General features: G+C 73.0%; 20 protein-coding genes. 10 read left to right on the top strand and 10 right to left on the bottom strand.

Translation table 11 applies throughout. The features are described from left to right. The first annotated feature begins 31 nt into the window (after positions 1-31). Positions 32-1,375 (top strand): MFS transporter, encoded by a 1,344-nt coding sequence (locus KIP79_RS00620; protein ID WP_214102668.1) that lies wholly within the window; start codon positions 32-34, stop codon positions 1,373-1,375. 32 nt (positions 1,376-1,407) lie between these two features. On the opposite strand, the gene KIP79_RS00615 is transcribed toward KIP79_RS00620, so the two are convergent. Together KIP79_RS00615 and KIP79_RS00610 are read right to left on the bottom strand one after the other, a co-directional pair. After that, the gene (locus KIP79_RS00615) at positions 1,408-1,581 is read right to left on the bottom strand and encodes a hypothetical protein (protein ID WP_214102667.1); all 174 of its coding nucleotides are present in this window, start codon (positions 1,579-1,581) and stop codon (positions 1,408-1,410) included. 360 nt (positions 1,582-1,941) lie between these two features. Then, positions 1,942-3,204: an FAD-binding oxidoreductase gene (locus tag KIP79_RS00610; protein ID WP_214102666.1), complete on the bottom strand. Its 1,263-nt coding sequence runs from the start codon at positions 3,202-3,204 to the stop codon at positions 1,942-1,944. An 85-nt stretch (positions 3,205-3,289) separates the two neighbouring features. Here KIP79_RS00610 and KIP79_RS00605 point away from each other — a divergent pair, with 85 nt between their 5' ends. Together KIP79_RS00605 and KIP79_RS00600 are read left to right on the top strand one after the other, a co-directional pair. After that, positions 3,290-3,658, top strand: coding sequence for a hypothetical protein (locus tag KIP79_RS00605; RefSeq protein WP_214102665.1), 369 nt, complete (start codon positions 3,290-3,292; stop codon positions 3,656-3,658). Beyond that, positions 3,658-6,933, top strand: coding sequence for an ATP-binding protein (locus KIP79_RS00600; protein WP_214102664.1), 3,276 nt, complete (start codon positions 3,658-3,660; stop codon positions 6,931-6,933). The genes KIP79_RS00605 and KIP79_RS00600 overlap by 1 nt, the downstream gene beginning before the upstream one ends. Positions 6,934-6,949: 16 nt before the next feature. Here KIP79_RS00600 and KIP79_RS00595 read toward each other — a convergent pair whose 3' ends face one another. After that, the gene (locus tag KIP79_RS00595; RefSeq protein WP_214102663.1) at positions 6,950-7,918 is read right to left on the bottom strand and encodes an acetylxylan esterase; all 969 of its coding nucleotides are present in this window, start codon (positions 7,916-7,918) and stop codon (positions 6,950-6,952) included. A gap of 37 nt (positions 7,919-7,955) precedes the next feature. Beyond that, positions 7,956-9,599: a phosphoglucomutase (alpha-D-glucose-1,6-bisphosphate-dependent) gene (gene pgm, locus KIP79_RS00590; RefSeq protein ID WP_214102662.1), complete on the bottom strand. Its 1,644-nt coding sequence runs from the start codon at positions 9,597-9,599 to the stop codon at positions 7,956-7,958. Positions 9,600-9,880: 281 nt separating this feature from the next. Here pgm and KIP79_RS00585 point away from each other — a divergent pair, with 281 nt between their 5' ends. The 4 genes from KIP79_RS00585 to KIP79_RS00570 all read left to right on the top strand — a co-directional run bounded on the left by KIP79_RS00585 (position 9,881) and on the right by KIP79_RS00570 (position 16,934). Then, entirely contained in the window at positions 9,881-10,120 is a 240-nt protein-coding gene (locus tag KIP79_RS00585; protein ID WP_214102661.1) for a hypothetical protein, read from the top strand. Between the two features lie 36 nt (positions 10,121-10,156). Next, the gene (locus tag KIP79_RS49115; RefSeq protein ID WP_214102660.1) at positions 10,157-13,906 is read left to right on the top strand and encodes a CHAT domain-containing protein; all 3,750 of its coding nucleotides are present in this window, start codon (positions 10,157-10,159) and stop codon (positions 13,904-13,906) included. A 126-nt stretch (positions 13,907-14,032) separates the two neighbouring features. Then, positions 14,033-16,135, top strand: coding sequence for a tetratricopeptide repeat protein (locus KIP79_RS00575; RefSeq protein WP_214102659.1), 2,103 nt, complete (start codon positions 14,033-14,035; stop codon positions 16,133-16,135). A gap of 70 nt (positions 16,136-16,205) precedes the next feature. Next, on the top strand, positions 16,206-16,934 hold the full coding sequence (locus KIP79_RS00570; protein ID WP_214102658.1) for a PP2C family protein-serine/threonine phosphatase: 729 nt from the start codon (positions 16,206-16,208) through the stop codon (positions 16,932-16,934). Here KIP79_RS00570 and KIP79_RS00565 read toward each other — a convergent pair. From KIP79_RS00565 to KIP79_RS00555, 3 genes are read right to left on the bottom strand one after another with little or no spacing between them, the layout of a single operon-like run. Then, a complete protein-coding gene (locus tag KIP79_RS00565; RefSeq protein ID WP_214102657.1) occupies positions 16,923-17,975 on the bottom strand; it encodes a hypothetical protein in 1,053 nt (350 codons plus the stop codon). The genes KIP79_RS00570 and KIP79_RS00565 overlap by 12 nt on opposite strands. A gap of 52 nt (positions 17,976-18,027) precedes the next feature. Beyond that, the gene (locus KIP79_RS00560) at positions 18,028-18,702 is read right to left on the bottom strand and encodes an HAD family hydrolase (RefSeq protein WP_308169486.1); all 675 of its coding nucleotides are present in this window, start codon (positions 18,700-18,702) and stop codon (positions 18,028-18,030) included. Between the two features lie 57 nt (positions 18,703-18,759). Further along, positions 18,760-19,311: an NUDIX domain-containing protein gene (locus KIP79_RS00555; RefSeq protein ID WP_214102656.1), complete on the bottom strand. Its 552-nt coding sequence runs from the start codon at positions 19,309-19,311 to the stop codon at positions 18,760-18,762. 103 nt (positions 19,312-19,414) lie between these two features. On the opposite strand from KIP79_RS00555, the gene KIP79_RS00550 reads away from it, so the two are divergent. The 3 genes from KIP79_RS00550 to KIP79_RS00540 all read left to right on the top strand — a co-directional run bounded on the left by KIP79_RS00550 (position 19,415) and on the right by KIP79_RS00540 (position 22,575). Beyond that, entirely contained in the window at positions 19,415-20,503 is a 1,089-nt protein-coding gene (locus KIP79_RS00550; protein WP_214102921.1) for an LLM class flavin-dependent oxidoreductase, read from the top strand. Between the two features lie 22 nt (positions 20,504-20,525). Then, entirely contained in the window at positions 20,526-21,146 is a 621-nt protein-coding gene (locus KIP79_RS00545; RefSeq protein ID WP_214102655.1) for an FMN reductase, read from the top strand. Positions 21,147-21,378: 232 nt separating this feature from the next. Next, the gene (locus KIP79_RS00540) at positions 21,379-22,575 is read left to right on the top strand and encodes a low temperature requirement protein A (RefSeq protein WP_214102654.1); all 1,197 of its coding nucleotides are present in this window, start codon (positions 21,379-21,381) and stop codon (positions 22,573-22,575) included. Here KIP79_RS00540 and KIP79_RS46315 read toward each other — a convergent pair. The 3 genes from KIP79_RS46315 to KIP79_RS00530 form a co-directional block, all read right to left on the bottom strand. Continuing rightward, positions 22,572-22,745 (bottom strand): BRCT domain-containing protein, encoded by a 174-nt coding sequence (locus KIP79_RS46315; RefSeq protein ID WP_250212474.1) that lies wholly within the window; start codon positions 22,743-22,745, stop codon positions 22,572-22,574. The two genes, KIP79_RS00540 and KIP79_RS46315, sit on opposite strands and share 4 nt — an antisense overlap. Next, a complete protein-coding gene (gene ligA / locus KIP79_RS00535; RefSeq protein ID WP_250212473.1) occupies positions 22,742-24,640 on the bottom strand; it encodes an NAD-dependent DNA ligase LigA in 1,899 nt (632 codons plus the stop codon). The genes KIP79_RS46315 and ligA overlap by 4 nt, the downstream gene beginning before the upstream one ends. Positions 24,641-24,912: 272 nt before the next feature. Continuing rightward, positions 24,913-25,491, bottom strand: a complete 579-nt coding sequence (locus KIP79_RS00530; protein ID WP_214102653.1) for an AAA family ATPase — start codon at positions 25,489-25,491, stop codon at positions 24,913-24,915. Positions 25,492-25,570 lie beyond the last annotated feature (79 nt).

Genomic DNA, 25,570 nt, shown 5'->3' with positions numbered 1-25,570 from the left:
AGGCCGAGGCGAATGCGAGGACCGCGCGGCGATGAAGCCGGCCCGCCCAGGTCTGGTGCTAGCTGTCTGCCTGCTCGGCATCTTCGTGACGACCTTCCCGGTCACCATTCTGACCATTTCGGTCAAGCAGCTGGCGATCGACCTGCATTCGACGCCGTCAACGATCACCTGGGTTACCACCGCGCCGTCGCTGGCCGCGGCGACGGCGACGCCGCTGTTCGGGCGGCTTGGCGACACCTACGGACATCGTCGGATCTACCTGGCCGGGCTGGCCGTTGCCACCGTCTTCGCCGGGCTGACCGCGACGGCCTGGGACGCTGCCAGCGTGATCGCCTTTCGGACGATTTCGCAGACCGGCGCTGCGGCGATGGTTCCCAGCACCTACGCCATCCTCTTCTCGACCTACACAGGCCAGCGCCGGGTCCGCGCGTCGTCGCTCGCCTCGGCAACCCTGGCCGGGGCGGCAGTCAGCGGCGTGCTGGTTGGCGGGCCCCTCGTACAGTACGCCTGCTGGCGGGCAATCTTCGTCGTTCAACTCGTCGCCTCGCTTGGGGCGCTGGCCACGGCGATCGCCGTCCTGCCGCGGCACCGGCCGATCTCCGTCCGGTCTTCCCTCGATCTGGCCGGGGCCGGCCTGCTGGGTGCCGTAACCTTCGCGGCCACCTTCGGGCTGAATCGCCTCTGCGCCGGCAGCACCGGACTCGCTGCCGCGGCACTCGGGCCGCTGCCCGTCTACGTGACCGCTCTGGTGCTTGTTGAGCGGCGCGCGGAACGCCCGTTGCTCCCACTCCGCGTGCTGACCAATCGCACGACCGCGCTGGGGTGCGCGGTCTCGTTTCTGGTCAACGCCGCGTGGATGGGAAACTTCGTCACGGCACCCCTGCTCCTGCAGTCGGTCTTCGGCCTGTCGCCGGCGGCCACCTCCCTGGCCCTCGTCCCGCGCACCACTCTCATCGTGGCCGCCGCGCCCAGCGCAGCCAGCCTCGGGGAGCTGCGCGGGGAACGCCGCATGCTCCTGGTGGCGAGCGGCGCAATGACGCTGCTCACCCTCACCATGGCAGCAGCCACCGAACTCCACGCCCTGGCCATCCTGATCGTCCTGCTCGCCACGACCGGCGCCGCCCTCGGGCACATCCAGCCAGCGCTCGTCTCGGCCACCAGCCAGAACGCAAGCGAGCCCGAGATCGGGCTGGTCGTCTCACTGCAGCAGACATCAAGCCAGGTTGGCGGCGTCATCGGCATCGGCGTCGCCACCGCGATGGCCGCCGACTCCAGCCACCCCGGCCCGTTCGCCCTGGTGTTCGTGGCCGCCTCGGGCTGCCTCCTACTAGCCACCGGACTCAGCCTAGGGCTCAGCGGCCCCCGTACCGCCTAGCCAGGGGTCTCGTCGATATCAAGCGATTGGCGTCACCAGCGACCGCAGTAGGTCAGGCCATTGGGGACCGCCGTAGATCGCCGCTCGGGTACCAGGTAGCGGTGAGGATGGATGGCGCGGATTTCGTCGTCCTGCACAGGCAGCACGATGAGCTCCAGCGAGAATGGTCGCGCCTCGCGGCCCAGCTCGTTTTCGACCCCGGCCACCACGTGGCCGGTCGGGACCGGACGTCCAGAGCGCGAACCCGCCCGCAGTGATCACCGGCGCAACGAGCAGCAGCAGCCGCCGCGAGAAAACGTCCGCCCAGACCCCCGAGGGATCTCGACAACAAACGCCGTCACTGACCAGATGCAGCGAGGACATTTCCGCCGCCGACAACCCGGTATCGGCAAACAACACCGCATAAACCGGATAGAACAGAACGGAGTCCTCGAAAAACGCGTAAGCATAAAGCTTCCGCGCAACCCGACCCTCACCCGAAGATCAATGTCGCCAACTCATGCCCGCCACCCTAGCCGCCCCCCGATCGACCGGTCATCAGGATTACCGCGGGCATCCGACAGGTCCTACAGCCGAGGCGCGACGTGCCCGATCCTGAACAGGTCGCGCGGGTCGAACCGCTCCCGCAGTTCTCCCAGTCGCAGCCGGGTGGCCTCCGGCCAGGCCCTCCCCAGTGCCTCGGGCGCAAGGTCGGATCCCTGGAAGTTGATCAACGCCCCACCCGTCGACCAAGGCGCGAGCGCCCCCACGACGGCCTCGGGCGCGCTCCCCGGCAGCCCGATGACCAGCAGCGAGTACGCCCCATCGCGTCCCCCGACCGCGTTCGGCTCCTTGGGTTCTCTCCCCAGCGCCCCGCCCAGGTGCCGTACCTCGACCACGGGAACCGGCAACTCGATCTGAGGCCCGGCCGCCGCGAGCAGCGCCTCGACGCCGTCGGCGGTCAGGTCGTGGAGCAACGTGCTCCGCTCGGTCACCGGCATCGGATCGGTGGGGTCGTTGTGGATCGTGTCGAGGTGGGTGTACGGAAGCGGCCCGACTCCCCCGAGCACTGGCGAGGCGACCGCCAGCATGGGATCGAGTACCGAACCCAGCGGCTCTGCCGAGGCGACCCGCAGATGGGCCACGAACTGCCCCCGCAACGGGGGCGGAAGCTGGGGCAGCGGCGGCAGCCTCAGCAGGGCCACGGACGTGGTGACCGACTCGGGCAGGCCGGGCGCCCACTCCCGATAGGCCCGCAGTACAGCGGCGGCGTCTGAGGCCGCGAAGTAGTAGCCGCCGCCGTGGACCGACGTCAGCGGGAACAGGTCGACGGTCATCGAGGTCACCACCCCGAAACCGCCCTTGCCGCCGCGCAGCGCCCAGAACAGGTCCGGCTCGCTGCCTGCGTCGACGAAACGCACCCGCGCGTCGGGCGTGACCACCGTCAGGCTCCGTACGTGATCGGCCGCGAACCCGAAAGTCCGCGCCAGCGGCCCGATGCCGCCCCCGAGCGTGAACCCGACCGCCCCGACCCCGGACGCCGACCCGGTCAGCGGCGCCAGCCCGTGGGGAGCGGTGGCCCGCACGACCTCGCCCCACGTGACGCCCGCCCCGATGGTCGCCGTCCGGGTCGCCGGATCGACGCTGATCTCCCGCAGCCGCGAGGTGAGCACCAGCACCGCCCCGTCGGCCGCCTGCACGGCCCCGTGCCCGGTGGCCTGCACGGCAACGGGAAGATCCCGGGCGGCGGCGTACCGGATGGCCTCCACCACGTCCTCGACGGTCTCGGCGACGGCCACGAGCGCGGGCCGGTGCACCACGGAAAGGTTGAATCCTGAAATCTCGTTCATGGGACATAGGTGTGCCACGACGGTCTAGTGTCCGGCTGGGACGCCGTCCTAGCGGTGTCCTAGCGACCCGGGGCACGCTGCGGCAATGTCGCCTTCCGAGTTCCCGACCATGTTGCTGCGCGAGGTGCCCGCGCGCGCCGGCTCGCCGGGTGCCGCGCTGCTCGCAGACGCGCTCGCGGGATCGTCCGCGCGCTGCCGCCTCTACGTCCTCAGCGACCTCGCCGCCGCTCCGGACGCGCCGCCGCTGGCGGCGGCGCTGGTGGAGATCGAGGGCCACGGCGCCATCCTGGTGCGGGCCTCCGTGGGCACCCCGCGTACCGGACTGCGCGCTCGCCTGTTCACCGACCTCCGGGCTGAGCTGCGGGCCTGCGGCGTACGGACATTCAAGTACGAAAGCGACGCCGAGCTCGAATATGATGCGCCGGACGTCCAGTGGTGTGAGCAGGAGTTGTGATGAGGCTCGACTTCCGGTTGCTCGGACCTGTGGAAGTCGTCGGCGAGTCCGGCCAGGTCGTCGATCTCGGGTCGCGCAAGCAACGCGCGGTCCTGGCCCTGCTGCTCGCGCACGCCCCCCGGGTGGTTCCCCTGGACCAGATCATCGACTTCCTCTGGCGCGAGGAGCCGCCCTCCAGTGCGACGGGAACGCTCCAGGCGTACATCTTCCAGATCCGCAAGGCCCTGGAGCCCGGCCGCAGCCCCCGCACCCCCGCCCGCGTGCTCCGCACCCTGCCCCCGGGCTACCTGCTCGACATCGACCCGGCCCAGATCGACGCCCACCGCTTCCTGACCGCCCTGGAGGAGGCCCAGGCCGCCCTCGCCGCCGGACACCCCGAGGAGGCCGAACGGCTGCTCAACCCGGCCCTGGCCGCCTGGCGCGGCGAGCCCTACGCCGACCTGCCGGACGAGGAGTATCTGCGGCCCGCCGTCGCCCACCTCACCGAGGCCAGACTGGCCGCGGTGACCACCCGGGCCGAGGCGCGGCTGGCGCTCGGCCGGGCGGGCGAGGTCGCGGTGGAGGTCGAGCGGCTGCTGGAGTCCGCGCCCTACCGCGAAGGACTGTGGTCGCTGCTCATCCGGGCGCTGTACGCGGACCGGCGCCAGGCCGACGCGCTGGCCGCCTATCAGCGGTGCCGGACCCTCCTCGACGAGGAGCTCGGCCTGCTGCCCAGTCCGGAGCTGCGCGCCCTCGAACAAGCCGTGCTCCGCCAGGAGGAGGCCCCCACAACCCGCCCGGTGGCGACCCTGCCCGTGCTCCCTGAGCCGGGCCCCGCGCTCCCCCGCCTGGTCGGCCGGGCCCCGCACCTGCGTCGGCTGCACGACCGGATCGCCGACGCCGCGCGCGGCTCTGGCGGGGTGTTGCTGGTCGGCGGGGAGGCCGGCATCGGCAAGACCACCCTGGCCGAGGCCGCCGCGGACCTGGCCGCAGAACAGGGTTTCACGACCGTGTGGAGCCGCTGCGCCGAGGACGCGCCCGCCTTCTGGCCCTGGATCCAGGCGCTGCGCCGCCTCGACCCGGACAGCGCGGAACGGCTGGCCGCCCCTGGTAAGGCCGCCGACCCCGACGCGGCCAGGTTCCTGCTGCACGACGCCGTCGCGCGGGCCCTCGAACGCAAGGCCACCGACCAGCCCATCATGATCGTGCTGGAGGACGCCCACTGGGCCGACGCGGCGACCCTCAAGCTGCTCACGTTCCTGGGCGCCGATCTCCACCGGGTCCCGCTCCTGGTGCTGGTGACGGTACGTCACGACCCCGCCCCCCAGGCCCGGATCGACGCGTTCGCCGAACTGGCCCGCCAGCGCGGCACCGAACGCCTCACCGTCGGCCCGCTGACCGCCGCCGACGTCGCCGCCTACCTCGACGGCCGCGACGAACGGCTGCGCGAGCACGTAGGGGTGCTCCACGACCGGACCGGCGGCAACCCCTTCTACCTGGGTGAACTGCTCCGACTCGCGGCCAGCACCCGGTCGGCCGACATCGCGGCGCTGCCCGTGCCCGACGGGGTGCGCGACGTGATCGCCCAGCGCGTCTCCCGCCTTCCCGAGGACACCCAGGCGCTGCTGCGGGCCGCCTCCGTCGTCGGCCGGGAGGTCGGCGCGGACGTGCTGGCCTCGGCCGCCGGGATCGACGCCGCCCGGCTGCTCCTGCTGCTCGAACCGGCCGTGGCGACCGGCCTGCTCGTCGAGGTCGACGGCGGCTGGGACCACAGCTTCTCGCACGCGCTCGTCCAGGAGACCCTCTACGGCGAGCTGACCCGTCTGCAGCGCGCCCAGCTCCACGGCCGGATCGGTGCGGCCATCGAGTCCCTCGGCGGCGGCGACCCCGATCGCATCTCGGTGCTCGCCCACCACTTCGCCCAGGCGGCCCGGGTCGGGCACGGCGAGCGGGCGGTCTCGTACGCGGTCAAGGCGGCCGAACAGGCCGCGGCCGGGCTCGCCTACGACGAGGCGGTGCGCTACTGGGAGCTGGCCCTGGCCTGTCTCGGTCCCGCCGGTACGCCCCAGCGCTGCCGCCTGCTGATCGAACTCGGCCGGGCCCGCCGACTGACCGGTGACGTGATCGGCGCGCGGGCGCCCCTCGACGAGGCCGTCGACCTGGGCACCCGGCTCGGTGAGGACGCGGCCGTGATCGAGGCGGCCAGCGTGTTCGGCGGCGTGACCCTGTGGAACTGGCGCTCGTACGGCAGCACCGACCCCCGCATGATCGCGGTCCTGGAAGACCAGCTCGCCCGGCTGCCGGCCGACGACCTGGCCCGCCGGGCCGAACTCCTGGGCACCCTGGCCGTCGAGCTCTACTACGGCGAGCGCACCGACGGGCTGGCCCTCGCCACCGAGGCGGTCGAACTGGCCCGGCGGACCGGCGACCCGCTGCTGCTGGCCCAGACCCTGAACAACTACGTGATCGCCGCCTGGTCACCCGACACCGACGCCGAACGCTTCACCGCCGCCGCCGAGATCCTCACCCTGCCCGGCCTGCCCCGGCTCACCGAGGTGATCTCCCGGCTGCACCGCATGCAGGGCCTCATGCAGGACGGCGAACTCGCCGACTACGACGCCGAACTGGCCCGCTGCCTGCGGCTGACCGCCGAACTGCGCATCCCGGAGATCGCCGCGCAGGTCAACTACGCCGCCTCCGGCCGGGCCACCCTCCAGGGCGACCGCGCCGAGGCCCGGCGGCTGAGCGCGCTGGCGACCGAGTGGTATCGGCGGACCAGCCTGTGGGGGCCCGACGTCATCGAGCTGATCAGCGACTTCTACGCCGGATGGACCGCCGGCGACCGCGACTCCGGCCTGCTCGGCACCCTCGTCAGCCGGGCCGGGGATCCTTCCGACCGGCTGGTGCGGCCGACCGCGATCCTGGCGGCGCTGGAGTCGGGCGACCCGGCGCTGGCCAGGGAACTGGTCGCCCGCTGGGGCGTCGAGATCCCCCGCGACTGGACCTGGCAGTTCGTCGCCTGGCAGTGGGGCCTGATCGCGGCCCGGCTCGGTCAGCCCGACCCCGAGGCGATGCTCGGCGTGCTGCTCCCGGTGGCCGGGCAGATCGCCACCCTGGGCACCGGGTGCGTGTCGTGGGGCTCCATCCACGAGGCGGTCGCGGAACTGTACGCCGCGACAGGCGACCTCACCCGGGCCCGCGACCACGCCACCGCGGCGGCCGCGACGCACCGCCGCCTGGCGATCCCCCACCTCGAACGACGCAGCCAGGCGCTACTCGACCGGCTCAGCCGCTGAACTCCGTCAAGAACGTTCAGGTGCGGGTGCGGACCCAGGTGAGTTGTTCGCGGTCGTGGAAGGGGCCGCCGCCTTCGTGGTCGTTGAAGGGGTATTCGATGATCCGTTTGTCGGGGCCGGCGTAGGCGTTGTAGGCGGCGTAGACGGTGGAGGGTGGGCAGGTCTGGTCCATCAGGGCGACGGAGAAGAGGGTGGGGGCGGTGGCTCGGCGGGCGAAGGAGACGCCGTCGAAGTAGGAGAGGGTTCGGAAGGTGCAGGCCACCTTGTCGCGGTGGACCTTCAGGTAGCGGGATATTTCGGTGTAAGGGTCGTTGGGGGTGATCTCTACTGCGCGGCGGAAGTCGCAGAGGAACGGGACGTCCGGCATGGCGCCTGACAGGTCCGGGATCAGCCCGGCCACCGCCAGCGTGATGCCGCCTCCCTGGCTGCCGCCGGTCACGAACACCCGCGAGGCGTCCACCAGCGGATGCGCCCGAGCCGCCTCGACCGCCCGGACCGCGTCCGAGAACACCCGCCGGTAGTAGTACGTCGACGGATCCCCGACACCCCGCGTCATGAACCCGGGGTGGGCCGGCTCCGACCCCACCGGGTCAGCGGTGTCCCCCAACGACCACCCGCTCCCCTGCCCTCGGGTGTCCATGAACAGGTGCGCGTACCCGGCGTTCGCCCAGTACAGCCACTGGTGCGGCAGCCCCCGCCCGCCGCCGTACCCCTGGAACTGCACCACGCACGGCAGCGGCCCCGGCCGCCCGGCCGGAACGAGGAACCAGCCGCGGATCCGCTGCCCGCCGAACCCGGAGAAGGTGACGTCGAACACCTCCACCAGTTCGAGCCCGGTGTCCACCGGGACGAACTCCGGCGCCAGTTCGGCGGCGGCGCGGGTCTCGGCCAGGGTGGCCGACCAGAACTCATCGAAATCCCCTGGCTCATCGACCTGGGGGGCGTAGCGTCGCAACTCCGACACCGGAAGATCAAACAGCGGCATTCCCGCATCTTCCCAGCTTTGGCCCCAGACCCGTCAATCAGCTCACGCCGAGCGCGGCCGACACCACCGACCGGGCCTCCTGTTGAACCTGGGCGAGATGTCCGGGCCCCTGGAAAGATTCAGCGTAGATCTTGTAGACGTCCTCGGTCCCGGACGGCCGGGCCGCGAACCAGGCGCTGGCCGTACCCACCTTGAGGCCGCCGAGCGCGGCGCCGTTGCCGGGCGCGCTGGTGAGCACCTCGGTGATCGGCTCGCCCGCCAGCTCGGCCGCGGTCACCTGCTCGGCCGAGAGCCCGGCCAGCACCTTCTTCTCTTCGCGGCTGGCGGGGGCGTCCACCCGGGCGTAGGCGGGGTCGCCGTACCGGGAGGCCAGCCCGGCGTAGATGACGCTGGGGCTGACCCCGGTGACGGCGGTGATCTCGGCCGCCAGCAGGGCCATGATCAGGCCGTCCTTGTCGGTGGTCCAGACCGAGCCGTCCCGGCGCAGGAAGGAGGCCCCGGCGCTCTCCTCGCCGCCGAACCCGATCGAGCCGTCGAGCAGGCCCGGCACGAACCACTTGAACCCGACCGGCACCTCCACCAGGCGCCGCCCGAGCCCCGCGGTGACCCGGTCGATCATGCTGCTGCTGACCATGGTCTTGCCCACCCCGGCGTCGGCACGCCAGTCGGGGCGGTTGGTGTACAGGTAGGAGATGGCCACGGCCAGGTAGTGGTTGGGGTTCATCAGCCCGGCGTCCGGGGTGACGATGCCGTGCCGGTCGGCGTCGGCGTCGTTGCCGGTGGAGACGTCGTAGGCGTCCCGGTTGGCGATCAGCGAGGCCATCGCGTACGGCGAGGAGCAGTCCATGCGGATCTTGCCGTCCCAGTCCAGGGTCATGAACCGCCAGGCCGGGTCCACCAGGGGGTTGACCACGGTCAGGTCGAGGCGGTGCCGTTCGGCGATCTCGCCCCAGTAGGCCACGCTGGCCCCGCCCAGGGGGTCGGCGCCGATCCGCACCCCGGCCTTCCTGATGGCGGCCAGGTCCACCACCGCGCCGAGGTCGTCCACGTACCGGCCGAGGAAGTCGTAGCGGCCGGTGCCGTCGGCGCGCAGCGCCCGCTCGTACGGGATGCGGTTGACCTCCTTGAGCCCGCCGGCGATGAGCGCGTTGGCGCGGTCCTGGATCCAGGAGGTGGCCTCGCCGCCCGCAGGTCCGCCGTGTGGCGGGTTGTACTTGAAGCCGCCGTCGGCGGGCGGGTTGTGCGAGGGCGTCACCACCACGCCGTCGGCCTGTCCGCCCGACCGGTCCCGGTTGTGGGTGAGGATGGCGTGCGAGACGGCGGGGGTGGGCGTGTACCCGTCCCGGCTGTCGATCAGCACCCGCACCCCGTTGGCCGCGAACACCTCCAGCGCCGACACCTTGGCGGGCTCGGAGAGCGCGTGCGTGTCGGCGCCCAGGAAGAGCGGCCCGTCCACCCCCTGGGCGGCCCGGTACTCGCAGATGGCCTGGCTGGTGGCGAGGATGTGGTCCTCGTTGAAGGCCGTGTTCAGGGACGAGCCCCGGTGCCCGGAGGTGCCGAACGCCACCCGCTGCCCCGGCTGCTCGGGGTCGGGGTGGAGCGCGTAGTACGCGGTGACGAGCCGGGCGATGTCGGCGAGGTCGGAAGGCTGGGCGGGCTGTCCCGCTCGCTCATGAACCATGACTTTGCACGCTCCCACGAGTACCCGGCAGAGCCGGTCAGACCGGACAGCGCCAAGTCTGCCAAACCCGGATCATCCGGTCTGCGATCCACCCACCCCCACGAACGGCTCGTCGTGGCAGAATAGTGGGGTAAACCAAATTGCCCTGGGAATCGTCAATCTGACTGAACAACATCAACGCCGCCTAACCAGGCTCCCCTAAAGTGATCGGCCAGGCAATGTCAGAGCAACGCCAAGACCGGACCCTCCCCCGCGATCCGGCCCGGGAAACCCTCCCGCCCGTGGTGACCGTCGCACGCCCCCGGGTTCCCCGGAGCCTGTATCTGCTGGTCGGCATCCTGACCACGTTCGTGGTCGCCCTCGCGGCGGGGCTCGCCGTGCTGCTCATGGTGCGTCGCACGCCCCCGGCCACGGCGGCCGAGACCGATCGGTGCGGCGGCCACATCGCCCTGCTCCCCGGCACCGGGATGGAGCGGAACGGCACGTTGATTCTGGACGTCAGCGCCTGGAGGCTCGGCTGAGCGAGCCCCGGTCACAGATCGGAACAGTGGATTCCAGTGGACTTCTTCTCCCCCGCGTACGGTGGACCGGCCGGGAAGTCACCCGGCGGCTCCCCCGAACTGCTCCTGGCCCAGGCCGAAGCGGCCGTCCTGGCGGGTGACCAGGGCGCCGCGCTCGCCCTGCTGGACCGGGTCGGCTGGCTGGTCCCGCACGGCTCGGCGCTGCTGGTGCGCTGCCTGGCCTGGACCCGGCTGGCCAGGGTCGGGCGGTACGGCCTGTGGCCGGACGGCTGCGGCCCGATCGCCCCGGAGATCGAGGCCAGGGAGCCCTGGCTGGAGACCGCCGCCATGGACGAGACCCGGCTGGAGCTGGCCTACCAGGCGGCCCGCGACAGCGGGAACGTCGACCTCGGCCTGGACCTGCAGGCCGGGGTGACGCTGAGGATCATGGCCGAGCTGCCGCACGCCCAGTCGGCGCTGCGCGCGGCGGCCGGGACCGGGCTGTCCCCCGCCGAACTGGACGAGCAACTGGTCTTCCTCACCAGCGACCTGGCCGCGCTGCACCGGGCGCTCGGCCAGATCCCGGCCGCCGCCCCGGTCACCGCGCTGGTCTCCCGGGCGATGGCCACCCTGCACCGGGAGGCCGGTCTGGACGAGACCGCCGCCGACCTGCTCACCGACGCCGAGCAGCGGTGCGCCGCCGACCCGCACGGGTACGCGCAGTCCCAGATCATGCGCGGCGACTGGGCGGCGGCCGTCCGCACCTCCCCGCTGCTGCTTGACCACTGGCCGGTGCTCAGCCTGGGCCCCGACACCGACCGCACCGGGACCCGCGTCTTCCCCGGCCGCCGGGTACACCCGGCCGCGGCGGCGGCCGCCTACGACCGGGCCGAGCTGGTGCTGACCGGCTCCGGGGTGACCGCCAGGCGGCTGCGGGCGGGGCTGCGGCTGCGCCGCTCCTTCCTGGCCCGGCTGGCCGGACGGGACGACGAGGCGGTGACGCTGGCGGCCGAGGCGGTGGAACTGGCCGTGGCGGCCGGGGACCGGCAGCTGCGCTGGACCGCCTGGGTCCACCTGGCGCTGGCCACCATCGCGACGGACACGCCGTTCGACCCGCAGGGCCAGACCGCCCGGCTGGCCGCCTGGGCGCACGGCCCCGGCAGCCTGAGCGTGGCCGAGGGGCTGGGCGCGCTCTGCTCGCAGGAGGGCCACCACGCCGCCGCCACCGGCCACTACGCCCGCGCGGAGGCCTGCCACCTGCTGGCCAGGCAGATCCACGCCGCGCTGGGCTACCCGGGGAACGAGGCGCAGTGCGCGGCCGACCTGGGCACCCTGCGGCTGCGCATCGGCGACCAGGCCGGGGCCAGGGCGGCCTTCGAGCAGGCCGCCACGCTACTGGAGGCCGGCATCCGGCGGCGGCCGGAGCCGGACCTGCGGGAGAGCATCCGGCTGGTGGCCATCCTGCTGCTCGACCTGCATCCGCTGGATGTCAGGCGGGCCGACCCCGACGGCCTGCGCCGCACCGCCGACCGCATCCGCGCGGCCATGGCGGGGCTGCCCGCGTTCGGCGACGACAACGCGCTGGCCACCCTCGATCCCGCGGCGGACCCTTCCGATCTTGCCGCCCCCGACCTGCCCGAGCTGCTGGCCGCCTGGGTGCTCGGCCGCAAGGCCGGTCACGTGCTGGAGATCACCGACGTGCAGGCGCCGACCTTCCGGGCCAGGGCGGCGCTGGCCAGGGGCGAGGCGGGCCGGGCCGAGGAACTGTTCGACGAGGCCATGGCGGCGGCCGACCGCGCCGACCCGGAGTGGCGCGACGTGCACCGGGCCACCGTGCTCGGCGGTCGCCGGGAGCGCGCCCAGGCGGCGGCGGTGTACCGGGCGCACGTGACCCGGGCGCGGGCGCGCGGCGGGACGGGCCCCGAGGAGCACGAGACGGCCGCCCTGGCGTTCACCACCTTCCACGCCCACACCGACGCCGAGCAGGAGCTCCAGGCGCTGCGCGGGCGGCTCGGCGAGGACTGGTGGCGCCGCTCGCCTGAGCCGTGGAACGCGCTGGAGATCGAGGCGGAGACCGCGCGCGGCCTGGCGGCCGGGCCCCGCCGCAAGGGGCCGGGGATCGGCTTCGGCCGGGCGGTGGCCTTCTACCGGGAGGCGCTGCGCGCCCTCAACGTGGTCAGGGACGCCCAGGCCGGCAAGGGCGTGCGGCGGGAGGGTTCGGTGCGCCGCGCCCAGCCGGACCCGCACACGGTGGCCCGCATCCGGTTCGGCGCCGCGCGCTGCCTGCTCCAGGCCGCCGCGGCGGTCCGGATCGAGGACGCGGCGCGGTCCCGCGCGCTGGCCGAGGAGGCCTTCCTGGTGGCCGAGCGGTCCAGGGCCAGGTCCTTCCTGACCCTGCTTGAGACGCGCCGGGCCACCGGCGAGCCGGAGGTCCGTGAGCTGGCGCTCTGGCGTACGGCGACCGCCGAGGTGGCGCTCTGCCAGCACCTGAGCACGGCCAGGCAGGTGGCGGGCGAGCCGCCGGACTCCCGGCTGGAGCGGCGGCTGGCCGAGGCCGAGGCCGAGCTGGCCCGGCTGGAGAAGGAACTGGCCGGGGAGCGCCCGGCCCTGTGGCGGGCGCTGGACGCGCGGGCCGAGCCGATCGGGGTGGCCGAGGCGGCCCGGCTGCTGCCGCCCGGCGCGCTGCTGGTGGCCTACCTGCTCCGCGAGGACGAGCTGCTGGTCTGGGCGATCGACAGGACCGGGCTGCGGGAGTGCCACTCGCTGACCGCCACCGGGGTGGAGGGCCTGGTCCAGCGGGTCCGCCAGGCGTGCGCGGGCGGCGGCCACCCGGGCCGGCCCGCCGCCGCGCTGGCCGAACTGCTGCTGACCCCCGTGCACGGCTCGCTGCTGACCGCCGACCGGGTGCTGCTGGTGCCGTCCGGCGCGCTGCACTCGCTGCCCTTCGCGGCGCTGCCCTGGCGCGGCGCGCCGCTGGCCGCCCAGCGCACCCTCTCGGTGCTCCCCGACGCGAGCGCGCTGGCCTCGCTCCGTCCGGTACTGCCTGAGCACCTGGCCGCCGGACGCCTCCTGGCGGTCGGCGACCCCGTGTTCATGCGCTCCCCCGGCGGGGCGGGCCTGCCGGTCCGGCACGCCAGGCGGCTGCCCGCCAGCGGCCTGGAGGTGGACGCGGTGGCCGCTGCCTTCCCCGGCCAGGCGCGGGTGCTGCTGGGCGCGGAGGCCACCAGGGAGGCCGTGCTCCGCGAGGCGCGCGAGGCCACCGTGGTGCACCTGGCCACCCATGCCTGGCTGAACGAGGCCAGCCCGCTCTCCTCCGCGGTGCTCCTGTCCGACGGGCAGTCGCTGAGCGTGGCCGACCTGGCGGGGGCCACGCTCGACGCCGACCTGGTGGTGTTCAGCGCCTGCCGTACGGGGCAGGGAGGGCTGGCCCAGGGCGAGGACGTGCGCGGGCTGCTGCGCGGCGTGCTTGCGGCCGGGGCCGGGGCGGCGGTGGTGGCGCTCTGGCCGGTGCACGACCTGGCCACGGCGGTGTTCATGGCCGACTTCCACCGGCGGCTGCGCCGCTGCGGCTCCGTGCCGGAGGCGCTGCGGCGCACCCAGGAGGTGTTCCGGCGGCGCAGCCGGGCACAGCACGAGCGGGCGGTGCTCCGCCTGCTCGGGCGGGGCACCGCGAGCGCGGAAGGCGAACGGCTGCGCGGGGCCAGGGCGGCGCTGGCCGCCAAGGATTCGGACTACTGGAATTGGTTGGATTCGGCTGGTCATCCGGGCACGTGGGCGGCCTTCACCGCGGTCGCCTCGCCGCACTGATGACCGAAAAGGCGCAGGTCAGCACAGCCGTTCCGGGCCTGCGGGCTTGTCAGAGTCAGGTTCGGAGCCTAAGGTTCGCTCAGCCATAGTGAGATAAATTCACCGGATTCGCCCGAGGGGGAGTCGATGTTGGCCCAAGAGCGCAGGCTCGCCGCGATCGCCGCGGCGTCCGCCGCGGCCTTCCGCCGCAACGACTACCACCAGGTACGCGCCGAGGACGTGGCGGAACGGGTCAGGCTGCCGCGCGGCGCCGACCAGGACAGCGGGCGCAGCGCGGTCTGGCTCTACAACGAGGTGCGCAGCCGCCGGGTGCTGGTGGCGCTGGCGGTCAAACACGCCTTCGACGAGTTCACCGCCGACGAGCCGCCGCCACCGGCCACCGCCGCCATGCTGGACGCGCAGGCCGTGGTGACGTCCGCGCTCCGCAGGATCGCCCGCTTCCACCAGCTGGAGCGGTTCATGCTGACCCAGGTACGGCTCGGCATCGGCGACATCTCCACCTCGGAGAAACGCCCGTCGGCGGCCCAGACCCCGCCCGGCTGGCAGCCGGGCACCTTCGGCCGCGCCGCCGCCGCCGGCTGGGAGGGCCGGATCACCGCGTACGCCGAGTACCTGGCCCCCCGGCTGCGGCAGGCCGCGCTGACGGTGACCGTGCCGCCGCAGGACTGGGCCGTCACCAGCGCGGAGCGCCTGTCCGAGCTGGCCTTCCGCGCCATGGTGGACGACCAGGACGGGCCGGTGGACCACCAGGCCAAGGCGCTGGCCGCGTACTGGATGGCGCGGGACCTGGTGCCGCTGGCCGGGGAGTGGGCCGACCGGCTGCACACCGCGGAGCGGGCCGCCGAGCTCACCCACCGCGTCGCCGGGGACCGGCGGGCCAGGACCAGGGCGCTGGCGGTGGTCTTCCACGTGCTGCTGGACGAGACGCCGCTGCTGGCCAGGGGGGCGCAGGTCGGCGGCGAGCTGGACGGGCTGCTGGCCGCGCGTCCCGGGGACGCCAGGGACGCCAGGGCCCGCTTCGACGTGACCAGCCGCCGGGGTCTGGCGCTGCTCAGGCTGGGCGACACCGGGGCCGCCAGGGCCTGCTTCGAGGCGTCCCAGGAGATCGCCGGGGAGCTGCCGGAGGAGACCCGGGAGGCGTACCTGACCAGGGCGGAGCACAACCTGGCCGAGGTGCTGGTGGAGGAGGGCCGCCCGGCGGCCGGGCGGGCGCGGCTGCTGACGGTGGCCGAGAAGCGGGCGGCCGGGGTGGCGACGACGGGGCTGAGCGCCGGGTGGCGGCGGCTCACCCTGACCCGGCAGGCGCTGGCCGCCGCCTCCACCAAGTCCGGGCGGGTGGTGGAGGGGGTGGTCCGGGCCGAGGAGGTGGTCGCCGACCGGGAGGAGCGACTGGGCCCCGACAACGTCAACACCGCCTCCGCGCGGGTCACCCTGGCCGAGGCGCTGCTGGCCGCCGGCCATCCGGCGCAGGCCAGGCACCAGCTCACCGAGGCGATGCGGCTGCGCGCCCTGCACCTGCCCACCGACGGCTACTGGCCGCAGTACGACCTGGTCCGGCTGGCCGAGATCGAACTGTCCGCGGGCTTCCCCGCCCAGGCGGTGCGGCTGCTCGCCGACTCCGTCGTGGTGGGCGACTGGTTCGCCGAGCGGGTCTCGCCCCGGCTCAGGCAGGAGGCCCTCCTGCTCCGGGCCCGGGCGCTGGTGGCCGACGGGGACGTGCCTGCGGCGCTGGAGGAACTCGAACTGCTGCCGCCGGACCGGGCGGCGCGGCGGGTCCGGGCCGGCGCGCTGCTGGCCCTGGGGGACGCCGAGGCCGCCGCGCGGCTGCTGGAGACCATCGCGGCCACCGAGCACGACCTCGACGACGACCATCCAGGACAGGCCGCGACCCTGCTGCTGGCGGCCCGGGCGGCCATCGCGCTGGGCGAGGAGGTGGCCGCGGAGAGCGCGGCGGCGGCGCTGGCCGCGCTGGGCAAGGAGGCGATGGACCCCACCCACCCGCTGCTGCTGGCCGGTCGCCTGGACAGCGCGCTGCACCGGGCCAGGACCGGGCACGCGGGCGAGGTGCGGGAGCTGCTGGCTCCCCTGCTGGACCGCAAGGCGCTGCCGCACCGCAAGCCCGCCCTGGGGGACGGCCACCCGCTGCTGGCCGAGGCCCTGGCCCTGGCCACCCGGGTGGGCGACCCACCGTCCACACTGCCGGAGGACCGGCTGTGGGAAGACCTGTAACCGTTCCATGGACACGACTCGCCGCAGTGGCTGTCCAGAGCACGCCCTTGTCATCAATACTGTCAGCTCTATGGATGATCGGCTCGTCGTCACGGCGTTGACGCACGTGGGCGCGGTGCGCGACCACAACGAGGATGCGGTGGCCGCCGCCGGTCTGGTGCTGTCGGAGGTGTCGCTGGCCGAGCCGGTGAGCCACGCGCTCACCCTGTCCGGCCCGGCCGTGGTGGCGGTCGCGGACGGCCTCGGCGGGCATCCGGGCGGGGAGATCGCGGCCGCGCACACCGCGCAGGCGCTGGCCGGGGACCGGCTGCCGGGCGAGCCCGCCGGCCTGCCCGAGCTGATCAAGGAGATCGACGCCGAGGTGACCGCGCTGGCCGCCGGGCAGCCGGGCCTGACCGGGATGTCCACCACGGTGGCCGGGCTGCTGTTCACCGCGGAGGCCACCACCTGGTTCAACGTCGGCGACTCCCGGATCTACCGGCACGAGGGCCGCATCCTGGGCCAGCTCTCCGAGGACGACTCCCCCACCTGGGGCGAGCCCAGCCACCTGGTGACCCAGGTGATCGGCGGCGACGGCCTGGAACTGGACGTGCACACCGGCGCCGGCCTGCGCACCGGCTGCTGGCTGGTCTGCAGCGACGGCCTCAGCGACCTGGTGCCGATAGCCGAGATGGCGGCGGTGCTCAACGAGGCGCAGGACGACACGGAGGCGGTCAAACGACTCTGGGCCATGGCGATGGCGGCCTCCGGCCGGGACAACATCACCATCGTGCTGGCCCGGCGGGAGTCAGTCGGCTAGCACGCCCTCCTTCTTGAGTCTCCCCAGGAAGTCGGGCACCTGGGCCGGTTCGGCGCCGGGGAAGCAGAGGCGGGCGCCGGTGGTGTCGGCGACGATCTCCACCAGCTGGCCGCCGGAGCCCGGGTTACGGGAAGGGACCTCGAAGCCGGCGCGTAACGCGGCCTCGATCAGGTGACGGGCCAGCTCACGGGGGTCCAGGCGGTCTTCCAGGGCCTTCTCCAGGACGGGGGCGGAGCCGGCCAGCAGTACAGCGCCGTGGGCGGCCTCCTGGAAACGGCCGGCCGCGAGGTGCTCGGCGAGCAGGTGGCGGGCCTCCTGGGCAGCCTGGCCGCCGGGCAGGTCGACGCCGGAGTCGGCGGCCTCGGTGAGGATGGCCTCCACGGACTCGCCCGCCTCGGCGGCGCTCTCCCGTGCCTCGGCCAGCAGCGCGGTGCGCCGGGCCACCACCAGCAGATGCTCCCCCATCAGGTCGTTGAGGCGGGCGTAGCCGAACCGGAAGGCCCGGGCGTCGGCGAGCTCGGCGCGGACCCGGGCCAGCTGGTCGGCCACGGCCTGGGCGCCGTCGGCGTCCAGCGCGGTGCGGTTGGCCCACTCGCCGAGCAGGTTCTCCGCCAGGACCAGCGCCGCCGCCCGCTCCTGTTCGGTCAGCACGGCGGCCAGACCGGCCCGTACGGCCTCCAGGCGGCGGGCGGCGGCCACCAGGTCCAGGTGCACCGCGTCGGCGTCGGCCTGGTTGGCGACCCGGGCCAGGCGGGTGCCGAGCACGGCCAGGGTGCGGAGCACGCCTTGGCGGGCGTCCTCGGCGCCGCCGGAGACCCGTGGACCGGCCAGCGCCTCGGCGCGGCGGGCCAGCGCGACCAGGCGGCCGGAGAGGCGTTCCCGTTCGGCGGCCAGCCGGGCCGCGTGCGCGGCGGCGCGGACCCTGCGCCGTTCCTCTTCCTGGCGGCGGCGCTCGTCGATCCTGCGGCGGCGCTCCTCCGCGAACTCTCTGGCACGTTCCCCCGCCAGTGACACCGCTACGTACCGTGGACTTCCTGACATCCGGGACCCCCTCGCCGAGGCGCCGTGGTTGGGAAAGCGTAGGTTGCGGGCTTCAGAAGTGGTTGAGCAGTTCGGGGAAGCGGGTCAGCCGGAGCACCCCGGAGTCGTGCGGGTCGAGCTCGGCGTGTTCCAGCACCCAGGTGTGCTCGTGCGGGATGAAGACCGCGTTCATGCCGGCCTGCCTGGCCGGGGTGATGTCGGATTTCGGGGAGTTGCCGATCATCCAGGTGGCGGCGAGCTCCAGCGTGTGCTCCCGGGCCAGCCGCTGGTACACCTCCACCTCCTTCTCCGGAACAATATGGACATTTCCGAAAAATCGGGCAAGTTGGGATGCGTCGAGCTTGCGTTGCTGTTCTGTGGGGTCGCCCTTGGTGAGCAGGAGCAGGCGGTGACGGGCGCCGAGGTCGGCCAGGGTCTCCGCGACACCCGGCAGGAGCTCGATCTCGCGGGCCACCAGCCGGTTGGCGAGCCCGTCGATGTGGCGGCGCTCCGCCTCGGTGGCGGGGCGCTCGTACAGCGATTCCAGGCACTCGGCGAGGCTGCGCAGGAAGACCTTGCTGCCGTAGCCGTGCGCGGCCGCGTTGGCCCGTTCGATGTCGTTCAGGATGACCCGGATCTGCGGGCGGGCCAGGGTCGGGTGGGCCAGCCACTCGAAGAAGTCCTCGATGACCCGTTCGAACAGAACGTTGTTCTCCCACAGGGTGTCATCCGCATCGAAGATGAGCACCTGTCCGTCCCGCCGCACATCCGCCCCCAAGCATCTTTGGATATTTCCAATAAAGCACTACTTGGCGGTTCGCTCACGCAGAAGCAGCAAGGCGTATGCGGCAATCGAGCAGGCGTCCCCGATGCGGCCGTCGTGAATCATGCGCTCCAGCTCGGCCCTGGACACCCAGCGGTGCGTCATGTCCTGCTCGGACGCCTCCCGCCGGGCCGGGCCCGGGGTGAGCCCGGTGGCCACGAAGACGTGGAAGCCCTGGCTGGTGGTGCCGTGCGCGTTGTCCAGGCGGCCGAGCCACTCCAGGCGGTCGGCGGTCAGCCCGGTCTCCTCGGCCAGCTCGGTGCGGGCCTCCTCCTCCCGGTCCCGCGCCACGGCCACGCCCTGCGGGAAACTGCAGGTACGGCGGCCGATGGGGTACCGGTACTCCTCTACCAGGTGGAATCCGTCCCCCTCCATGGGGATCACCAGGACGAAATCCGGTTTGTCGACGTATCCGTACAGCCCGGGAGACCCGTCCGGCCTCTCGATCTCGTCCTCCCGTACGGTCATCCACGCGTTGGCGTAGACCACCTTGGACGAGATGGTCCGGATCACCGGCCCCTCCACCTCGGTCATGGGCCCCAATCGTAGCGGTCATGATTGTTGCGGCGCGGAATAACTTGCCGTGTCCTGGTGCTGAGCAGGCTGAATCCAGAAATGAGGAGGATCGGTGGACCAGATGCAGTTCGGAGTCTTCACCGTGGGGGACGTGACGCCGGACCCGACCACCGGACGGACCCCCAGCGAGCGGGAGCGCATCAAGGCGATGGTGACCATCGCGCTGAAGGCCGAGGAGATCGGCCTGGACGTGTTCGCCACCGGCGAGCACCACAACCCGCCGTTCGTGCCCTCCTCCCCCACCACCATGCTCGGCTACATCGCGGCCCGCACCGAGCGGCTGATCCTGTCCACCGCCACCACGCTGATCACCACCAACGACCCGGTCAAGATCGCCGAGGACTTCGCGATGCTCCAGCACCTGGCCGACGGCCGGGTGGACCTGATGCTCGGCCGGGGCAACACCGGTCCCGTCTACCCGTGGTTCGGGCAGGACATCCGGATGGGCATCCCGCTGGCCATCGAGAACTACGCGCTACTGCACCAGCTCTGGCGGGAGGACGTGGTCGACTGGGAAGGCCGGTTCCGCACGCCGCTGCAGGGCTTCACCTCGACCCCGCGCCCGCTGGACGGGGTGCCCCCGTTCGTCTGGCACGGCTCCATCCGCAGCCCGGAGATCGCCGAGCAGGCCGCGTACTATGGGGACGGCTTCTTCGCCAACAACATCTTCTGGCCGAAGGAGCACTTCCAGCGGCTGATCAGCCTGTACCGGGAGCGATACGCGCACTACGGGCACGGCACGCCCGAGCAGGCCTACGTCGGTCTGGGCGGCCAGGTGTTCATGCGGAAGAACTCCCAGGACGCGGTCCGCGAGTTCCGGCCGTACTTCGACAAGGCCCCCGTGTACGGCGGCGGGCCCTCGCTGGAGGAGTTCACCGAGCAGACGCCGCTCACCGTGGGCAGCCCGCAGGAGGTCATCGACAAGACGCTGACCTTCCGCGAGCACTTCGGGGACTACCAGCGGCAGCTGTTCCTGATGGACCACGCCGGGCTGCCCCTCAAGACCGTGCTGGAGCAGCTGGACCTGCTCGGCGAGGAGGTCCTCCCGGTGCTGCGCCGGGAGTTCGCGGTCAACCGGCCCGCCGAGGTGCCGGCCGGGCCGACCCACGAGTTCCTCCGCTCCCGGGCCGCCGCCGCGGTCACCGTCTGAAGTCTGTCGAGAAAGGACGCACATGCACTCCGTGAAGCTTGCCGTGGTGACCGCCGGGCTCAGCCAGCCGTCCTCGACCCGGCTGCTGGCCGACCGCCTGGCCGAGGCGGTCCGCGTCCGGCTGACGGAGGCCGGGGACACGACGGTGGACGTCCGCGTGATCGAGTTGCGCGGGCTGGCCGTGGACATCGCCAACAACCTGGTCACCGGGTTCCCCGCGCCGACCCTGGCCGAGGCCATCGAGACGGTGACCGAGGCGGACGGGCTGATCGCGGTCTCCCCCATCTTCACCGCGTCCTACAGCGGGCTGTTCAAGTCGTTCTTCGACGTGATCGACAACACCGCGCTGGCCGGCAAGCCGGTGCTGATCGGGGCGACGGGGGGCACCGCGCGCCACTCCCTGGCGCTGGAGCACGCGCTGCGCCCGCTCTTCGTCTACCTGCGCGCCATCGTGGCCCCCACCGCCGTGTACGCCTCCGCCGAGGACTGGGGTTCCGGCACGGAGAACTCGCTGGCCGGCCGGATCACCCGCGCGGCCGGCGAACTGGCCGCCCTCATCCGGCACCGCCCGCCGGCGGCGGCCCCCGAGGTCAAGGGCGTCGTCCCGTTCGCCGAGCAGCTGGCCGCCCTGCGCCCGGCCTGATCAGAGCTCGTCGAACGGCTTGGCGTAGCCGAAAGCGCCCGCGACGTCCTGGGGTGTCTCTCGTCGGATCAGCACCGGCACAGTCTCAGCCACCCGCCGACGCCGCCGCAACGCGATTTTCCGCGCCGTAACCCCGGGGCACTACGATCGGGCGGCGAGTCCGCGAGCTTTCCCCGGGAGCAGCCATGTACCAAGCCCACCCGGCGTCAGGTCTACCCGGGCAGGAGCGGCGATGAGCGAGCCCGCCGTCAGCCCGGAAAGAAGGCCGGCCTGGCGACAGGTCATGGCCGGGCGGAGCCGGGCGGAGGGGCACCGGGCCGCCACGCCGCTGGAGTTGCTCTTCGACCTGTGTTTCGTGGTGGGGGTGGCCCAGGCGGCGGCCAGCCTGCACCACGCGCTGTCGGAGGGCCACGCGGGGGCGGGGGTGCTCCACTACCTGATGGTGTTCTTCGCCATCTGGTGGGCCTGGATGAACTTCACCTGGTTCGCCTCCGCGTACGACACCGACGACGTGCCGTACCGGCTGCTGGTGCTGATCCAGATCGTGGGCGTGCTCATCCTGGCCGCCGGGGTCCCCCGGGCTTTCGAGCACGAGGACTTCGGGCTGATCACCCTGGGCTACGCGGTGATGCGCCTGGCCATGGTGGCGCTCTGGCTGCGCGCCGCCCGGGAGAACCCGGCCGGGCGCTCCTGCGCCACCCGGTACGCCATCGGCATCGCGGTCGTCCAGGCGGGCTGGCTGGCCAGGCTGGCCCTCGCCGAGCTGACCGGGCTGACCGGCACGGCGGGCCTGGTGACCTTCTTCGCCCTGGCGGCGGCCGAACTGGCGGTGCCCCTCTGGGCCGAACGCTTCCAGCCGACCACCTGGCACCCGCACCACATCGCCGAACGCTACGGCCTGTTCACCATCATCGTCCTGGGCGAATCGATCCTCCAGGCCACCGTCGCCATCCAGACCGGCCTGGCCCGGGGCATCGCCCCCGTCCCGCTGCTCTGGGTGGCCGTCAGCGGCACAGTGATCGTCTTCGCCATGTGGTGGCTCTACTTCGAACGGCCCGCCCACCCCCTGCTGACCTCCAACCGGACCGCCTTCCCGTGGGGCTACGGCCATTACCTGATCTTCGCCTCCGCCGCGGCGGTGGGCGCCGGTCTGGCGGTCTCCATCGACTATCACACCCATACCGCCCACGTCGGCCCCTACGCCGCGGCCGCCGCCACCGCCGTCCCGGTGGCCGTCTTCCTGGTCAGCGTCTGGTGGGTCCACATCCGCCCCCACCACCCCGGAAGCATGCGCGGCACGCTGGGCATCCTGGCCATCGCAGCAGCGATCATCGCCGTTCCCCTGTTGCCGATCCCCCTCCCCCTGATCGCCCTGGGCCTGGCCGGCGTCATCTTCCACCCCCTCCTCCGCGGGAAGGCGACGGGCTAGATGAAGTCTGTGACCAGTTCGGCGAACTCCTCCGGGCTGAGGATCCGCAGGCCCATGGCCGACGCCTTCTCCCGCTTGGATCCGGCTTTCTCGCCCGCCACGACCAGGGACGTCCGCGCCGACACGCTCCCGGACGCCTTGCCTCCGGCGCGTTCGATCAGTTCGTTCATCTGATTTCTGGACAGCTCGGCCAGCGGGCCGCCATCGAGCCGGTGACCACCACGGACATTCCCAAGAGCGGCAGGGCGGAGGTTTCGGCGGGGGAGGTCTCGTCGGGTGGGGTCACGCCGGGTTCGGTCATGTTCACCCCGGCGACGACGAGCTTCTCGACCAGCGGGGCCAGCTCGGCCAGTTCCTCGACCATGACGGCGGCCTTCTCTGGGCCGATGCCCTCCACCGCCTGGACACCCGCCACGTCGGCGGCGCGGATCGCCTCCATCGTGCCGAAGTGCCGGGCGATGCGCCGGGACATGGACCGCCCGGTGCCGCGCACGCCCAGGGCGCAGAAGACCTTGTTGAGGGGCTTCTCCTTGGCCTTGGCGATGGCCGCGAGCAGGTTGTCGGTGCTGATGTCGGCCATCCGGTCGAGGCCGAGGATCTGGTCGCGGGTGAGGGTGAACAGGTCGGCGAAGTCGGCGATGAGCCCGGCCTCGACCAGCTGCACGATCCGGGTCCCGCCCAGCCCCTCGATGTCGAGCTGGTCGCGGCCGACCGCGTAGCTGATGGAGGCGACCGCGTGGCAGGCGCGCCCGCGGACGCAGCGCCAGCGCTCCTGGGAGGTGTCGATCTCGCCGTTGCAGCGCGGGCACAGCTCGGGGAAGGCGATCGGCTGCTCGTCCCCGGTGCGCAGGTGCACCACGGGAGCCTCGATGCGGGGGATGACGTCGCCGGCCTTGTAGACGGTCACGGAGTCACCGAGCATCAGGCCCCGGCGGGTGATGTCGGCGGGGTTGTGCAGGGTGGCGTAGGTGACGAGGCTGCCGTCCAGCCGGACCGGCTCCAGGACGGCGCGGGGGGCGATGACGCCGGTGCGGCCGACGTTCCACTCGACGGCGAGCAGTTTGGTGATCTTCTCGGTGGCGGGCAGCTTGTAGGCGGTGGCCCAGCGGGGGGCGCGCGAGCTGAAGCCCGCCCGTTCCTGGTCGGCGGCGAGGTCGGCCTTGACGACGATGCCGTCGATGCCGAACGGCAGCTCGGCGCGGAGTGCCGCGATCTCCCCGATCCTGGCCTGGATCTCGTCGAGCGTGGTGGCGGTGGTTCCGGCCACCGGCGTGGCGGCCGTGGTCGCCACGCCGAGGGCGGCCACCAGGTCCATCAGCTCGCTGTGGGCCAGCACGCGCAGCCGCCCGGCGAGCTCGGAGTCGTCGTCGGGCGGGAAAGGGAGCGCACCGTACCCGAAGAAGGTCATCTCGCACTTGTAGGCGCGTTCCCTGGCCCGCAGGGTGCCGGCGGCGGCGCTGCGGGCGTTGGCGAACGGGACGCCGTCGTGCGCCGTCCTGGCCGCGTTGGCGGCCTCGAACTGGGTGGCGGTCATCAGCACCTCGCCGCGGATCTCCACGGTGACCGGCTCGGTCAGCGTGGCGGGCAGGCCGAGCACGGTGCCGATGGCGTGCGAGACGTCCTCCCCGGCGACGCCGTCGCCCCGGGTGACCAGCTGGGTCAGCCGCCCGGCCCGGTAGCGTGCCGACACCGCCAGCCCGTCCAGCTTGGGTTCCACGCTCCACCGCGCCACCGGGTGGCCCAGCCGCCGTTCCAGCCCCGCCGCCCAGGAGACCAGGTCGGCGGCGGAGAACACGTTGTCCAGGCTGAGCATGGGCACCGTGTGCGGCACGTCGCCCACCACCGCTCCCCCGGCGACCTTGCCGGTCGGGGTGCCGGGCAGCACCTGCTGCGGGTGGGCCGCCTCGTAGGCCTCGATGCCGCGCACCAGCCGGTCGTAGGCGTCGTCGTCGAGCGGCGAGGAACCGTCGGTGTAGTAGGCCGCCGCGGCGGCGACGGCCGCGGCGACCGCCTCGGCGTAGGCGGCCTGGTCAGCGAGGGGCGTGGCGTGCGGGGCGTCACTCATGAAGCCATCGTGCACCCTGCCACCGACAGAATCGCCCACCGCCGAAACCACCCCAGACCGGCAGAAAACGAGCGGGGGTCGGGGCGCGCGGATCCGTCCCGACCTTACGGACCCGCGCGCCCCCTGGGAGGTTGGCCTTGTCACGTCCGCCGGTCACGAAAGTTTTCAATGAACAGGCGAAAATCTTTCGGTCCGGGCCAGGTGGATCGTAGACCGGGCGCTCCGGAAGGTCAACAACGAGCGGGCGTCCGCCTGCTCGAAGCGTGAACGTTTCAGCGGAACTCGATGCGGCGCAGCACGTCGGCGGCCGGGCGGTCCATCACGTGCACCCCGTGCGCGGGCGGCAGCGAACCGCTCCTGGCCTGGGACAGCAGCACCTCCCAGCGGCGCCGGTGCCGCGCGAAGGAGGCCGGGGAGGCCGCCCGGCCGCGGGCCAGCTGTCCCGCCCAGGCGGTCTCCGGCGGCACGTCCAGCATGAGCACGTGGAACGGGCGGCCGGTCAGCCGGGCCAGCAGCGCGAAGCCGTACAGCAGGTGCGGCCAGGCGGCCCGGGAGTGGGCCACCACGGCGTCTCCCAAGGGGAGGGCGCGGGCGATCCGGGAGACGTGGCTGAGGTGGACCACCAGGGTCTGGGCCCGGCGGGGTAACCGGGGCAGCAGGCGGGCCCAGCGCACCCGGGCCTGCCGGGAGTCGATCACCAGGGTCTGGCCGACGCGGAGCGGCCGGGGCTCGGCGCCGCTCAGGCCGTACAGCTGGGTGAGCAGGTGGCTCTTGCCGGCGCCGGGCAGGCCGGTGAGCAGGACCAGCGCCCGAGGCGGAAAGACGATCTCGGTGGCCGTGCCGCTGGTCATCCAGTCCCCCCGTGGCTGACGCCGAATAGCTGAAAGTTACACCTGCCGCACCGGCGGCCGTGCGGCTTGAGGTGATCAC

The sequence above is a fragment of the Acrocarpospora catenulata genome (assembly GCF_018476525.1).
GTDB classification, from domain to species: domain Bacteria; phylum Actinomycetota; class Actinomycetes; order Streptosporangiales; family Streptosporangiaceae; genus Acrocarpospora; species Acrocarpospora catenulata.
This window is presented reverse-complemented; position numbering and strand designations above follow the sequence as displayed.

What these genes read in the sequence shown, in the direction of transcription:
- KIP79_RS00600 (WP_214102664.1), top strand. Translation starts at nt 3,658, where the DNA reads ATGAGGCTCGACTTCCGGTTGCTCGGACCTGTGGAAGTCGTCGGCGAG.
- KIP79_RS00605 (WP_214102665.1), top strand. Translation starts at nt 3,290, where the DNA reads ATGTCGCCTTCCGAGTTCCCGACCATGTTGCTGCGCGAGGTGCCCGCG.
- KIP79_RS00575 (WP_214102659.1), top strand. Translation starts at nt 14,033, where the DNA reads ATGTTGGCCCAAGAGCGCAGGCTCGCCGCGATCGCCGCGGCGTCCGCC.
- KIP79_RS00565 (WP_214102657.1), bottom strand. Translation starts at nt 17,975, where the DNA reads ATGTCAGGAAGTCCACGGTACGTAGCGGTGTCACTGGCGGGGGAACGT.
- KIP79_RS46315 (WP_250212474.1), bottom strand. Translation starts at nt 22,745, where the DNA reads ATGAACGAACTGATCGAACGCGCCGGAGGCAAGGCGTCCGGGAGCGTG.
- KIP79_RS00540 (WP_214102654.1), top strand. Translation starts at nt 21,379, where the DNA reads ATGAGCGAGCCCGCCGTCAGCCCGGAAAGAAGGCCGGCCTGGCGACAG.
- KIP79_RS00610 (WP_214102666.1), bottom strand. Translation starts at nt 3,204, where the DNA reads ATGAACGAGATTTCAGGATTCAACCTTTCCGTGGTGCACCGGCCCGCG.
- pgm (WP_214102662.1), bottom strand. Translation starts at nt 9,599, where the DNA reads ATGGTTCATGAGCGAGCGGGACAGCCCGCCCAGCCTTCCGACCTCGCC.
- KIP79_RS00620 (WP_214102668.1), top strand. Translation starts at nt 32, where the DNA reads ATGAAGCCGGCCCGCCCAGGTCTGGTGCTAGCTGTCTGCCTGCTCGGC.
- KIP79_RS00550 (WP_214102921.1), top strand. Translation starts at nt 19,415, where the DNA reads ATGCAGTTCGGAGTCTTCACCGTGGGGGACGTGACGCCGGACCCGACC.
- ligA (WP_250212473.1), bottom strand. Translation starts at nt 24,640, where the DNA reads ATGAGTGACGCCCCGCACGCCACGCCCCTCGCTGACCAGGCCGCCTAC.
- KIP79_RS00570 (WP_214102658.1), top strand. Translation starts at nt 16,206, where the DNA reads ATGGATGATCGGCTCGTCGTCACGGCGTTGACGCACGTGGGCGCGGTG.
- KIP79_RS00595 (WP_214102663.1), bottom strand. Translation starts at nt 7,918, where the DNA reads ATGCCGCTGTTTGATCTTCCGGTGTCGGAGTTGCGACGCTACGCCCCC.
- KIP79_RS00555 (WP_214102656.1), bottom strand. Translation starts at nt 19,311, where the DNA reads ATGACCGAGGTGGAGGGGCCGGTGATCCGGACCATCTCGTCCAAGGTG.
- KIP79_RS00545 (WP_214102655.1), top strand. Translation starts at nt 20,526, where the DNA reads ATGCACTCCGTGAAGCTTGCCGTGGTGACCGCCGGGCTCAGCCAGCCG.
- KIP79_RS00530 (WP_214102653.1), bottom strand. Translation starts at nt 25,491, where the DNA reads ATGACCAGCGGCACGGCCACCGAGATCGTCTTTCCGCCTCGGGCGCTG.